Below are 12,151 nucleotides of genomic sequence, written 5' to 3'. Positions count from 1 at the left end.
CTTATCGGCATCGTGGGCCGCGCCGATGTGCTGTCGGTCTATCGCCGATCGGATGTCGGCATCCGGCAGGACATTGTCGGGCAGGTCGTCGAACGGGACTTCGCGATGGACCCCGCACGTTTCGAGGTGACCGTGACGGAGGGGCGCGTCGTGGTCGAGGGCACGGTTGAACGCCGCTCGCAGATCCCTGCGCTCCTGTACGCCATCCGCCGTGTGGAAGGCGTTGTCTCCGCGCACGCCCGCCTGGGCTTTGATACCGACGATGTCTATGTCCCCAACCGGCCGTACATTTGATCGGCAGGGGGGCCGTCGGGAGCGGCGGTCTGCGTCGGGTGGCCGTGTGTCGGGTGGTCGCGGTCGTCCCCGCCGCACAACAGGGGTGGAGCGTCCTCGTCCAAGGTTCAGCACATCACGTTGAGTCCGAGAGCGAACGCGCATCGGTCTTGGCAGCGGGCGTGGAACCATGGGCGGGTGGAGTCAGAGAGCTCTTCGTCCGCATTCTTCCTACTCGCATCACCGGTCGGCGCATCAGCAACAGCCGAACAAGCCGGTGACACCGCCTTCCAGCGGCGGCAATCAGCGGCATCACATTCCGTCCGGGGCCGTGCAACCGTTCACCTGGATCACCGCCCGCCGACGGTAATGCCGGGCGCACATTAGTTCTCGCAAGTTTTTTTGGCCCGGTGTCGTATTGGGCGCTGCGCCGATCGTCTTGTGGACAGAGGCTTGCCTGAGGAGTTCGCCGCCACGGCGTCCACCCTGCCCGCAAGCTGACCTCACAGGCGAACGGACTGACCCGAACCCAACAGGAGGTGCGGCGCGTGAAGTACGTGCTGATGTTCGTCGAGACCGAGCAGTACGCCAAGGACCTGGAGGCGATGAACGAGACGGAGCGCCAAGCAGCGTTCGAGCGAGTCGGGCAGTGGTTCGCCGCACACGGCCCCAAGATCACCCACCACACCCATCTGCAGCCCGCCCACACCGCCACCACCCTGCGCCTACCCGCCGCAGCCGTAGGCGACGCGGGAGAAGCGGTGGTCACCGACGGGCCGTTCGTGGAGGGCAAGGAGATCGTCAGCGGATTCGCCGAGGTCGAGGTCGCCGACCTGGACGAGGCACTGGCCATCGCCAAGTCCTGGCCCGCTTGCCCGATCGTGGAAATCCGCCCCGCCACCTGAGCCACGAGCTGACGGTCATGACTGAGGCGCATGCCGAGCTGGCCCGCGTGATGCGTGAGCACGCGGGCCGGCTCATCGGCTGCCTGACCCGGCTGCTGGGCGACTTCGCCGCCGCCGAAGACCTGGTGCAGGACGCGGTGTGCATGGCGCTGGAACGCTGGCCCGCCGAGGGAATCCCTGAGCACCCGGACGCATGGCTACTGACCGTTGCTCGCCGCCGGGGCTTGGACCTGCTGCGACGTGAGACCACCTACCGCACCAAGCTCGCCCAGTTGCGGTGGCCGATCCAGCCCGACCCCGATGACAGGCTCAAGCTGATCTTCACCTGCTGCCATCCCGCACTACCACGCACCGCGCAGATCGCACTCACCCTCCGCACCGTGTGCGGGCTGACCACCACCCAGATCGCCGCCGCCTTCCTCGTCCCGGAAACGACCGTGGCCCAACGCATCAGTAGGGCCAAGAGGAAAATCCGCGACGCCGGCATTCCCTACCGCGTCCCCACTGACGCCGACCTGCCTGACCGCATACGCGAAGTCCTCGCCGTGGTCTACCTGCTGTTCAACGAGGGCTACCTCACCAGCACCGGGCAGCGTCCTCAGGCCCGCGACCTGGCCGATGACGCCGAATGGCTCGCCGCCCAGCTTGCCTGGCTACTACCCGGCGAACCGGAAGCCCTCGGCCTGCTCTCCCTGATCCGCCTGCACCAAGCCCGCGCCGCCGCACGCTTCACCGAAGACGGTCACCTCATCCTGATGCAAGACCAGGACCGCACCCAGTGGGACCACACCGCCATCAACGACTCCATCACGCTGCTGACCCGCGCCGCCGGCCACCACAGGCCCGGCCCCTACCAACTACAGGCCGCCATCATCGCCTGTCACGCGGAAGCCCCCACCTGGGCGAACACCGACTGGCCACAGATCCTCGTGCTCTACGACATGCTGCTGCACCTGGCACCGTCCCCCGTCACCCGACTGCACCGCACCATCGCTCTGCATCACCACCCCCGCGGCGGCCCCCACGCCGCACTCGCCGACCTCGACAACCTCCCCGCACAAGACCAGCACGTCCTGGAGCGCTACTCGCTCTACCACGCCACCCGCGCCGAACTCCTCCGCGAACTCGGCCACCCCGACCAAGCGCGAAACGCAGACCAACGCGCCCTGGCCCTCACCACCAACCCCGCCCAACAGGCGCTCCTCGAACAACGCCTCACGTGGACCTGAACTGAGCTTCCCCCCGTGGTACGGACACTTTCCCTGAGGTGACCGTCTGGTGATCAGGAAGGATGGTCCTCGTGCCTGCACCACATCCCCCAGAGTTCCGTCAGCGAGCCGTCGAGCCGGCGCGCCAGGGCGAGCGACCGGTGTCGCAGATCGCCACTCCAGCCGGGGCACATCCAGGCAGCGATCAAGGCTCCGACCTGGCAGGTATCGGCTCGCTCGCCTCGGTGGGCACGGGTAGAGCGTCTCGAGCCGGCAGGGTGACGGTGACCGCCAGTCCGCCTTCCGCTATAGGCGCCGCCTTCACTGTGCCCCAGTGCGCACGCACGATCGACCTGACGATGGCCAGACCGAGACCGCTGGAGGTGGCCGCGCCGGCGCGGCCGGACTCCAGCCGCTGGAACGGCTCGAACAGCCGGTCCACGTCCTGCGGAGGGATGGCGTCACCACTGTTCCGAACGGTGAGCACGGCGACGCCGTCCCCGTCCCAGGTGGTCACCTCGATCCAGCCGCCGGGGTGGTTGTGCCAGATCGCGTTGTCCACGAGGTTGCGCACCAGGCGGTCCACCAGGACCGGGTCGCCGCTGACGGGGGCGGTGCGCAGATCGGTGGTGACGACCAGGTCGGTGAGCTCCGCTTCGGAATCGGTCTCGCTCAGTGCGGTGGCCGCCGCGACCCCGAGGTCGTGTGGCTCCTGGGCGATCACGCCTTCGCTGCGGGCGAGCGCCAGCAGGCCGTCCAGCAGCCGTTCGGCACGGCCGGTCGCCGTCAGCACGCGGTGCGCCATGGCCTCCCATTGCGTGATGGTGCTCTGCCGCTTGGCCAGCAGCACCTCGGCGCCGGTACGGACGATGGCGAGCGGGGTGCGCAGCTCGTGTGAGGCGTCGGCGACGAACCTTCGCTGGCTGTTGAAAGCGGCTTCCAGCCTGGCCACCATCTCGTCGAAGGTGTCGGCCAGCTCTTTGATCTCGTCGCGCGGCCCGGTGAGGGTGATGCGTTCGTGCAGCCGGTCCTGGGAGATCCGTCGGGTGACGGCGGTGAGCGTTCGCAGCGGCCGGAGCATGCGGCCGGCGACGATCCAGGAGACACCGAGCCCGATCGTTGCGGTGAACGCCAACGCGATCGCCGAGGTCGCGCCGGTGTTCCGCAGCGTGTCGGTACGCAACCGAGCAGCCTCGGCCTGGCGGATCTGATAGGCCCTGAGCTTGTCGATCTGCTCGGCCCTGAGCTCGTCGGGCAGCGACCGGTCTCCTCCGGGCCCAGCGCTCACCGCCGCCATCTCAGCCGGGGTCGGACCATTGGGGTCGCTGTAGAGGCTCTGGTACAGCAGTGCGTAGTTGAGCGCGAGTATGCCCGCACAGGCCGCCACGAGTACGACCGCGTACACGAGGGTCAGTCGCAGCCGGATCGACGGGTGCTTGAGGCGTAGCCTCATAGCCGGTACCCGGCGCCGACGACGGTCTGGATCAGCGGTGGGTCGCCCAGCTTGCGGCGCAGCCGGGCGATGGTGACCCGGACGGTCGCGGTGAACGGGTCCGCGTGCTCGTCCCATGCCCGTTCCAGCAGGTCCTCGGCGCTGACGACGGCGCCGTCGGCGCCCATCAGGATCTCGAGCACGGCCAGCTCCTTGGTGGTCAGCGGGATGATGCGGCCGTCGCGGGTGACGATGCGCCGCGCGGTGTCGAAGGTCAGGCCGGCGCGCTGCAGGACCCGTGGAGCGTTGTTGGCCCGGCGGCCCAGCGCACGTATCCGCAGCACGAGCTCGTCGAAGACGAACGGCTTGGGCAGGTAGTCGTCTGCGCCGAGGACCAGGCCGCCGACCCGGTCCGCCGCCTCCCCGGCCGCGGTGAGCATGAGGATCCGGGCGTCGGTACCACCCGCGGCCAACGCGGTGCACACCTGGTCGCCGTGCACGAGCGGCAGATCGCGGTCGAGTACGACCACGTCATACCGGTTCGCGCCGGCCTTGTGCAGGCCGTCGAGCCCGTCGGCCGCGAGGTCGACCGCGATGCCCTGATCCCGCAGCCCGTCGGCGACCTGCTCGGCCAGCAGTATCTCGTCCTCGATCAGCAGCACCCGCACCCGCACATCCTCCTTGCCCCCAGCAGTCTCCACGATCGGGCATAACACCGGCGTTACATGAGCTGTGACGGGACCGTTGCGGGCCACCTGCTCCACTGGGCCGACCGGACCAGAGGAGATCGCTGATGAGAAAGAGATTCCTGGTCGTCTGCCTGCTACCGCTTTTGCTGGTCACGGCGGCCGCCTGCACGAAATCGAACGACGGCAAGGGCGTGGCCTCGGTGAACGGCTCCGCCACGCCGAGCGCCACACCAAGTCTCAGCCTGCTGGGGCAGGGAATCAGGTGGGCGCGGTGCATGCGGCAGCACGGCGTACCGATGCCGGACCCGGTGGTGGCAAACGGCGACGGCATCCGATTTGAGGGGGCCGACAAGGACGCCTTCGACAGGGACGTGGCGGAAAAGGCGGACGAGGCGTGCAAGCCGTACCGACCCGTTCTGCCGGCCGACGGTCAGAGGAAGAAGCTGGAGGCGGCGCGCCAGGAGTCGCGATGCCTGCGGGAGCACGGGGTGGCGAGCTACCCCGACCCGGACCCGAACGACCTCGGGAAGGACCTGCCCCAGGCGGTCCGCGATGACCCGCAGTACGAACAGGCGAAGGAGATCTGCACCGCGCAGATTCGGTCGTCGCGGCCGAGCCCGAGCTCATGAGTGATGCGGTGATGACGACCCGGCCGGCCGGCCCGCGGCGGCGGCGGGTCCGGGCCGTCGCGGTGGTCGGTGTGGTCGTGGCCTCGGTGGGCGCGGCGGTCGTGGCGGCGGTCGGGTTCGGTGGGGGCGGCACGGGTACGCCGACCGTGGCGGACCTGCCGCCGGGCACTGCGCAGGTCACCCGGGAGACGATGCTGGACACCGACGAGGAGTCCGGCGACCTGGGCTATGGCGCGAAGACCACGCTGGCCGGCCGGATCTCGGGCGTTATCACCAAGGTGCCGCTGGTCGGCGATGTCATCGGCCGGGGCCGGCCGATCTACCGGGTGGACAACGCGCCGGTCATGCTGATGTACGGCGACGTCGCCGCGTATCGGACGCTCGGTCCGGGTGTCGTCGGCAAGGACGTACGGCAGCTCGAGGTCAACCTGAAGGCCCTCGGCTACGGCGGACTCAGGGTGGACCACGTGTACACGGCCACCACCGCGACCGCGGTGAGGCGATGGCAGAAGGCCCTGGGCCTGTCGCAGACCGGGCAGATCGAGCAGGGCCGGGTACTGTTCGCCCCGGGCGCGATCCGGGTCGACATCGTCACGGCCGGGGTGAACCAGTCCACCGGCGGCGGACAGCCGGTGTTGCAGTACACCGGGACCGGCCGCCAGGTGACGGTCCGGCTCGAGGTGGCCAAGCAGCGGCTGGCCCGCAAGGGGGTCAAGGTGCAGGTCCGGCTGCCCGACGGCAAGCGGGTGGCCGGCCGGGTGAAACGGGTCTACACGGTGATCGAGCAGCCGACCGATCCGGGCAGCGAGGCGGAGACCTTCATCGAGGCCGTGGTCCCGCTGGGCCGCCCCAAGGCGGCCGCGGGGATCGAGGCGGCCGTGGTGACCGTGGTATTCACCGCGGCCGAGCGCAAGGACGTGCTCGCCGTGCCGGTCGCGGCGCTGGTGGCGCTTGCCGAGGGCGGCTACGGCGTCGAGGTCGTCGAGCGATCCACCACGCACTACATCAAGGTGGAGACCGGCCTGTTCGCGAACGGCCGGGTCGAGGTCAGCGGCGACGGGCTGAACGAGGGCATGACCGTGGGGGTGCCGCGATGATCGAGCTGACCGACGTGACGAAGGTGTACCCCGGTGACGTCCACGCGCTCGCCGGGGTCACCCTGAACATCGGCGCCGGTGAGCTGGTCGCGGTGGTCGGCCCGTCCGGCTCGGGCAAGTCCACCATGCTGCACATGCTGGGCACCCTCGACCGGCCCACGTCCGGCCGGGTGGCGGTCGACGGCCACGACGTGTCGCGGCTGTCCGACCGGCAGCTGTCGGCCCTGCGCGCGAGCCGGATCGGCTTCGTGTTCCAGCAGTTCCACCTGGCCGCAGGCGTACCGGCGCTGGACGACGTGGCCGACGGCCTGCTCTACGCGGGCGTACCGATGAAAGAGCGCAAACGTCGGGCGGAGGCCGCGCTGACGCGGGTCGGACTCGGACACCGACTCGACCACGAGCCGCACGAGTTGTCCGGTGGCGAGAAGCAGCGGGTGGCGATCGCCCGGGCCGTGGTCGGCGAACCTGCGCTGCTGCTCGCCGACGAGCCGACCGGCAACCTCGACTCCGCCTCGGGCCGGGGTGTCATGGCGGTGCTGCGGGAGCTGCACGCCGCCGGCACCACGGTCATGGTCATCACGCACGACCTGGAGGTCGCCGCGGGGCTCGACCGCCAGGTGCTCATGCGCGACGGCCGGGTCGTCGGTGACAGCCTGATCGCGCCGCACGAGGCGGGGGTGGCCGAATGGTGACCGCGCCGCAGGACCGCACCCGGCTCACGCCCGCCCGGATGGCGCCACGTGACGTGGCGCGGGCCGGCGCGGCCGGGTTGCGCACCCGGCCGACCCGGGCGCTGCTGTCCGCGCTGGGCATCGCGATCGGCATCGCCGCGATGGTCGCGGTCGTGGGCATCTCGTCCTCCTCCCGCGAACAGCTCGACCGTCAGCTCGCCGCGCTCGGCACGAACCTGCTCACCGTCTCCCCCGGAGAGACCTTCGAGGGCCAGAACGCGAAACTGCCGGCCGAGGCCGAGGCGATGATCGCGCGGATCGGCCCGATCACCTCCGTCTCGGCGACCGGGGCGATCGGCAACTTCAAGGTGTACCGCTCAGACAAGATCCCCAAGGTGGAGACCAACGGGCTGACCGGGTCGGCCGCCCGGGTCAGCCTGCCGCAGACCGTCGGCGCGACCCTGCGCAGCGGCACCTGGCTGAACGGCGCCACCGGCCGGTACCCGGCGGCGGTCCTCGGCGCCTCCGCCGCCGAGCGGCTCGGCATCGGTCGGGCCGGCCCGAAGGCGCAGATCCTGGTCGGCGGCGAACGGTTCACCGTGGTCGGCGTGCTCAACCCGGTCGCGCTCGCCCCCGAGCTGGACACGACCGTCCTGATCGGTTGGGACATCGCCACGGACCTGTTCGACTTCGACGGGCGGGCGACCACCGTCTACACCAGGTCACGGGAAAGCCAGGTCGAGGCGGTACACCGCGTCCTGGCCGCCACCGCCAACCCGCGGACACCGGGCGACGTCAGCGTGTCCCGTCCCTCGGAGGCGTTGAAAGCCAGCCGAGCGGCCGACGTCACTCTGAACGGGCTGCTGCTCGGCCTGGGCGCGGTTGCGCTGCTGGTCGGCGGCGTCGGGGTGGCCAACACGATGGTCATCTCGGTGCTGGAACGGCGGGCCGAGATCGGGCTCCGTCGTTCGCTCGGCGCCACCAGGGGACAGATCCGGCTGCAGTTCCTGGCCGAGTCGCTACTGCTGTCCATACTCGGCGGCCTGGGCGGGGTGCTGCTGGGCATCGCCGTCACCACCGGCTACGCCGCCTACCAGACCTGGCCTTCCGTCGTGCCGGCATGGGCGACTGCGGGCGGACTGGCCGCCACCGTGCTCATCGGCGGCCTGGCCGGGCTCTATCCGGCGATCCGGGCGGCCCGGCTGTCCCCGACGGAGGCGCTGGCCACTCCCTGAAACCGGCGTCGGCCCGAGGCTGCCAGCGGCTGACCCGGTAGCGCTCATTAGGTTCCGGTCCGCCGTCCCTTCGGTTGTGTCCGCGAACGTGCAAGTCTGCGCTGAGCGCAGGGCCTTCGGGTATGGGGCAGCGGCGTACGCGGGTCAGGTCGGCCGTGCGCAGTACGTCGAGCGCGGCCTCGGCGATAGAGCAGGACGAGAGCGGTGGTGATCGCTCCGATGCGCCAACGCCGTTCGCGTCCCGCGACGGCGCGCGCAGCGGGCTTTGTCGGCAGGACCAAGCCAGAGAGGTCGTCGAGGAGATCTTCGACGAACGACGTGACGCCGGGTCCGTCGAGACGGGCACGGAACCCGTCGCCGGTCCGGCTCGTTGAAACGCACGCAAGACCGGCACCGCCGCAGACGACGTAAGGAAGCCATGGGGGAAGGAACCGGGCGCGGATGGAGATCCGCTTCTCTGGCCGAGCACCCAGGTGGCGGAGGTCGACGCCCTGTTCGCGATCGCCACGATCGCGCCCGGCCTGCTCTCGGCACGAGCACTGGGCGAGCTGTTCGAGGCCGCCGAACCGCTGCCCGTCTACGCCCCATGCGCCGCGACCGGCGGAACGTCGTGGTACCGGCCGCCGTTGAGGATCCAGCCCCGGAGCAGCCGAGCCCGCAGCCGCGCGATCAATGCGCCCCGTGGAGCTGGTTTGATCATGGCGTGGACGAACCTACACCGAGTATATGAAGGAGACGACGATGGCGATCACGCTGACCAAGGAAGACGGAGCCGCCGATCTGAACGGCATCACTCACCTGGTCGTGGGTGTGGCCTGGGACCCCTCCGCCGGATCCAGTGGCGGGCTCCTCGGCAAGGCCCGACGGAAGAAGGGCGTCGACCTCGACCTGATCGCCGTCCTCATGCAGGGCGCGGAACCGGTCAGACTCGCCGGCCTGGACTCCCTGGACCCGCTCAGCAACGGCTCGGTCAAGCACTCCGGCGACGAGCAGACCGGCGCCGCCGAAGGCGACGACGAGACCGTCCAGGTCACCTTCGCCAACGTACCGCCCACGATCACCTCCATCGTCTTCATCGCTGCGGCCTTCAAACGAGGCAGCTCCTTTGACAAGGCCAACAACATCTCGTTCAAGGTCTACGACGCCACGGGCGGCAGCTCCCAACAGGTCGCCGACATCTGGCCGTCCCTGCTCGGCACCGACAACGCCAACGCCATCTGCCGAGCCTTCCGCAACGGTTCCCACTGGCAGCTCGAAGTCCTCAACCAGCAAGGCAAGATCAAGCAAGGCGACCGGCAGGCCCTCATCAGATTCGCCATGCAATAGACCGGGCCCGTTTCACAGGCTGCGACTCACGATGTCCGGAGGGCGTCGACGGGGTTGAGGCGCGCGGCCCGGCCGGCCGGGTACAGGCCGGCCACGGCACCGATGACGAACGTCGCCGCAAGGCCGACCCAGACGCCGGTCACCGGTACCAGGGTCTGCCAGCCGCGGGACGTGGCGACGGCGTAGGTGGCCGCAGTGCCGAGCATCGCGCCGGTCACCCCGCCGAGCGCGGAGAGCAGCAGCGATTCGCTCAGGAACTGGACGGCGATGTGCCGGCGGGCAGCCCCGAGTGCCCGCCGGAGGCCGATCTCGTTACGGCGTTCGAGCACCGAGATGATCATCACGTTCGCGATCCCGACGCCACCGACGAGCAGCGCGATCGCGCTGAGACCGAGCAGCAACGAGGTGACCGAGTCGGCGACGAGCAGCCGCGAGGCGAGCGCGTCGGAGGGCCGGCTGACGTCGACGGTGTTCGGCTCGGCTGGGTTGGTCGCCCGGGCCAGCATGGTGGCGACCAGCGCGGTCCGGTCGGTGGCCGCCCGCACGTACAGGCGGGTCGGGTGGCCGTCGAAGCCGAAGTACTCGGCGGCGGCCGGCAGGCCGATCAACGCGGCCCGGTCGATCTCCGGGGTGAGCTCGAACGGGCGCAGCACCCCGGCGACGGTGAACCAGCGCCCGCCCAGCCAGACCCGGGTACCCGCGCCGACGCGGCCGATGCCGAGCTGGGACGCAGCGTCGTGGCCGAGCACCACCACCGGGTACCGCGCGGTGGCGGCGTTGAGGAAGACGCCGGTGGCCACCTGCCCGTCCAGCGTGTCCGGCAGCGTCGGCTCGGTGGCCCGGACATCCAGGCCGCCCGTCCGGTATGCGGGCACCCGGTCGGTCCGGTACACCCGTACCTCCGACAGCTCCGCCGTGGCGGTGACCCGCTGGACGCCGTCGGTCCGGGCGACGCCGGTGGCTGCGTGCTCGGGCAGCGTCGCCTCGTCGCCGCTGACCGTGTGCCCGTTGACCACGGTGAGCAGGTTGGTGCCCAGCCGGTCGATGCTGGCCAGCAGGTCGGCCTGGCTGGAGCGGGTGATGCCGAGGACGCCGATGATCGCGGCGATGCCGATCGCGATGCCCAATGTGGACAGTGCGGCCCGCAGCGGGCGGCTGCGCATGCCGATGGTCGCCAGCGGGAGCAGGTCTGCGGCGCGTACCCGGGAGATCATTCGGTCCATCCGGTGTCGGCGACGATCCGGCCGTCGCGGAGGTCGACTCGGCGCGGACAGGCCCCCGCGACGGTGGCGTCGTGCGTGATGACGAGCAGGGACACGCCGTCGGCGTGCAGGTCCTGCAGCAGCGCGAGGATCTGCGCGCCGTTGGCGCTGTCGAGGTTGCCGGTCGGCTCGTCGGCGAGGACCAGCGCCGGCCGGCCGACCAGGGCGCGGGCGATGGCGACGCGCTGGCGCTCGCCGCCCGAGAGCTTGCCGGCCGGATGGTCGGCCCGGTGTGCGAGGCCGACGCGGTCCAGCGCCTCGGCCGCCGCCAGCCGACGTTTGTTCGCGGGTATGCCGCGGTACAACAGCCCGTTCGCGACATTGTCCACCGAGGTCAGGTGATCCATCAGAAAGAACTGCTGGAACACCACGCCCAGCGCGTACGCCCGGAGGCCGGAGAGGCGCCGGTCGGAGAGGCCCTCGACGGCCTGCCCGGCCAGGTGTACCGAGCCGGTCGTCGGGCGGTCCAGACCGGCGGCGAGGTTGAGCAGCGTGGTCTTGCCGGAGCCGGACGGGCCGACGACGGCCACCAGTTCGCCGGCGCGCACGGTCAGGTCGACACCGCGCAGCGACTCGACCGGCGGCGTGCCGGGGTAGGTCCGGCCGGCGTTTTCCATGGAGAGCACGACGTCGCTCACGACACCGGTACCTCCACCCGCGTACCCTCGGTCAGCCCGCCGCCGGTGACCTCGACCGTGTCGGCGGCCTCGTCGAACAGCCCCGGCCGCACGGTCACCAGCCGCCGGCCGGCGGCGTCGACGACGGCGACCTGGTACCCGCCGGACGCCCCGGCGAGCAGCGCGGTCACCGGTACCAGGAGGACGTTGCGCCGCTGCGCGGTGTTGATCGCGACCTGTACCGGCGCCTGGTCGAGCGTCGGCGTGCCGGCCGGCGGCTTCACGGTGACGACCATGGGTACCGTCGCCGGCCCCGGGCTTTGGCTGGGCGCCGTCGCCACGGTACTGATCTCTCGGACGGCCCCGGTGAGCGGCTTGGCCAGCCCGGGGACGGTGACCCGGACCGGGTCGCCGGGATGGACCGTCGTCTGCCGGTCGGCGGTGAGTGCGACGCGCACCACGCGGGCGGTCGCCGTCGCCGCCAGCATCGGCGTGCCCGGGCCCACCGACGCGCCGACCTCGGCGCGGGCCTGCCCGATCCGTACCGCGCCGGGCAGGAAGACGACCTGCCCGAGCGGCAGCCGCCCGGTGCGCTGCGCCACCGGCAGTCCACGGGCCTTCTGCCAGCGGTAGATCGCGCTCGCCGTGGCGGCGGTGAAGTGGCGGTCGACGGTGATGGTGTGCCGGGGGTCCATCCCAAGGGCGACGAGGTTCTTTTCCAGCTGCAGGACGTCGGCACCGTCGGTCATGCCGGCGGTGAAGTCCCGGTACGCCGGCGTCGTCCCGTACAGCAGGACGGCCGGCGCG

The 12,151-nt window shown here is 70.7% G+C and carries 14 protein-coding genes; 9 read left to right on the top strand and 5 right to left on the bottom strand.

The features are described from left to right. The 4 genes from HKK72_RS29480 to HKK72_RS29465 form a co-directional block, all read left to right on the top strand. A partial coding sequence (locus HKK72_RS29480) for a BON domain-containing protein (protein WP_187237704.1) occupies positions 1-294 on the top strand: 294 nt, incomplete at its 5' end. Next, positions 291-554 carry a pyridoxamine 5'-phosphate oxidase family protein gene (locus tag HKK72_RS29475; RefSeq protein ID WP_187237703.1) on the top strand — a complete coding sequence of 88 codons (264 nt, stop codon included), beginning with the start codon at positions 291-293 and terminating at the stop codon, positions 552-554. The genes HKK72_RS29480 and HKK72_RS29475, both read left to right, overlap by 4 nt. Before the next feature lie 267 nt (positions 555-821). Further along, a complete protein-coding gene (locus HKK72_RS29470) occupies positions 822-1,178 on the top strand; it encodes a YciI family protein (RefSeq protein WP_187237702.1) in 357 nt (118 codons plus the stop codon). A gap of 17 nt (positions 1,179-1,195) precedes the next feature. After that, positions 1,196-2,407, top strand: a complete 1,212-nt coding sequence (locus tag HKK72_RS29465) for an RNA polymerase sigma factor (protein WP_187237701.1) — start codon at positions 1,196-1,198, stop codon at positions 2,405-2,407. Between the two features lie 184 nt (positions 2,408-2,591). Here the strand turns inward: HKK72_RS29465 and HKK72_RS29460 are convergent, their stop codons facing one another. Further along, on the bottom strand, positions 2,592-3,839 hold the full coding sequence (locus HKK72_RS29460) for a sensor histidine kinase (RefSeq protein ID WP_187237700.1): 1,248 nt from the start codon (positions 3,837-3,839) through the stop codon (positions 2,592-2,594). After that, positions 3,836-4,486, bottom strand: a complete 651-nt coding sequence (locus HKK72_RS29455; protein WP_187237707.1) for a response regulator transcription factor — start codon at positions 4,484-4,486, stop codon at positions 3,836-3,838. Before HKK72_RS29455 ends, HKK72_RS29460 begins: the two co-directional genes overlap by 4 nt. A gap of 125 nt (positions 4,487-4,611) precedes the next feature. Here HKK72_RS29455 and HKK72_RS29450 point away from each other — a divergent pair, with 125 nt between their 5' ends. From HKK72_RS29450 to HKK72_RS29430, 5 genes are all read left to right on the top strand, one after another. Further along, positions 4,612-5,136, top strand: coding sequence for a hypothetical protein (locus tag HKK72_RS29450; protein WP_187237699.1), 525 nt, complete (start codon positions 4,612-4,614; stop codon positions 5,134-5,136). Continuing rightward, positions 5,133-6,233, top strand: a complete 1,101-nt coding sequence (locus tag HKK72_RS29445) for a peptidoglycan-binding protein (protein WP_222721288.1) — start codon at positions 5,133-5,135, stop codon at positions 6,231-6,233. Before HKK72_RS29450 ends, HKK72_RS29445 begins: the two co-directional genes overlap by 4 nt. After that, the gene (locus HKK72_RS29440) at positions 6,230-6,925 is read left to right on the top strand and encodes an ABC transporter ATP-binding protein (RefSeq protein WP_187237698.1); all 696 of its coding nucleotides are present in this window, start codon (positions 6,230-6,232) and stop codon (positions 6,923-6,925) included. The genes HKK72_RS29445 and HKK72_RS29440 overlap by 4 nt, the downstream gene beginning before the upstream one ends. Beyond that, a complete protein-coding gene (locus HKK72_RS29435; protein ID WP_187237697.1) occupies positions 6,919-8,139 on the top strand; it encodes an ABC transporter permease in 1,221 nt (406 codons plus the stop codon). The genes HKK72_RS29440 and HKK72_RS29435 overlap by 7 nt, the downstream gene beginning before the upstream one ends. 741 nt (positions 8,140-8,880) lie before the next feature. Next, positions 8,881-9,465: a TerD family protein gene (locus tag HKK72_RS29430; protein WP_187237696.1), complete on the top strand. Its 585-nt coding sequence runs from the start codon at positions 8,881-8,883 to the stop codon at positions 9,463-9,465. A 26-nt stretch (positions 9,466-9,491) separates the two neighbouring features. On the opposite strand, the gene HKK72_RS29425 is transcribed toward HKK72_RS29430, so the two are convergent. The 3 genes from HKK72_RS29425 to HKK72_RS29415 all read right to left on the bottom strand — a co-directional run. Continuing rightward, positions 9,492-10,679 carry an ABC transporter permease gene (locus HKK72_RS29425; protein ID WP_187237695.1) on the bottom strand — a complete coding sequence of 396 codons (1,188 nt, stop codon included), beginning with the start codon at positions 10,677-10,679 and terminating at the stop codon, positions 9,492-9,494. Next, positions 10,676-11,365, bottom strand: a complete 690-nt coding sequence (locus HKK72_RS29420; RefSeq protein ID WP_315987502.1) for an ABC transporter ATP-binding protein — start codon at positions 11,363-11,365, stop codon at positions 10,676-10,678. The genes HKK72_RS29425 and HKK72_RS29420 overlap by 4 nt, the downstream gene beginning before the upstream one ends. Continuing rightward, on the bottom strand, positions 11,362-12,151 hold a 790-nt coding region (locus tag HKK72_RS29415; protein WP_187237694.1), incomplete at its 5' end, for a peptidoglycan-binding protein. The genes HKK72_RS29420 and HKK72_RS29415, both read right to left, overlap by 4 nt.

Origin of the sequence: Actinomadura sp. HBU206391, assembly GCF_014323665.1 — a bacterium.
Lineage (GTDB): Bacteria > Actinomycetota > Actinomycetes > Streptosporangiales > Streptosporangiaceae > Actinomadura_C.
Note: the sequence above shows the minus strand (reverse complement) of the source record. Positions and strands in the feature narration are given on the sequence as shown.

What these genes read in the sequence shown, in the direction of transcription:
- HKK72_RS29425 (WP_187237695.1), bottom strand. Translation starts at nt 10,679, where the DNA reads ATGATCTCCCGGGTACGCGCCGCAGACCTGCTCCCGCTGGCGACCATC.
- HKK72_RS29445 (WP_222721288.1), top strand. Translation starts at nt 5,133, where the DNA reads ATGAGTGATGCGGTGATGACGACCCGGCCGGCCGGCCCGCGGCGGCGG.
- HKK72_RS29435 (WP_187237697.1), top strand. Translation starts at nt 6,919, where the DNA reads ATGGTGACCGCGCCGCAGGACCGCACCCGGCTCACGCCCGCCCGGATG.
- HKK72_RS29450 (WP_187237699.1), top strand. Translation starts at nt 4,612, where the DNA reads ATGAGAAAGAGATTCCTGGTCGTCTGCCTGCTACCGCTTTTGCTGGTC.
- HKK72_RS29430 (WP_187237696.1), top strand. Translation starts at nt 8,881, where the DNA reads ATGGCGATCACGCTGACCAAGGAAGACGGAGCCGCCGATCTGAACGGC.
- HKK72_RS29460 (WP_187237700.1), bottom strand. Translation starts at nt 3,839, where the DNA reads ATGAGGCTACGCCTCAAGCACCCGTCGATCCGGCTGCGACTGACCCTC.
- HKK72_RS29465 (WP_187237701.1), top strand. Translation starts at nt 1,196, where the DNA reads ATGACTGAGGCGCATGCCGAGCTGGCCCGCGTGATGCGTGAGCACGCG.
- HKK72_RS29440 (WP_187237698.1), top strand. Translation starts at nt 6,230, where the DNA reads ATGATCGAGCTGACCGACGTGACGAAGGTGTACCCCGGTGACGTCCAC.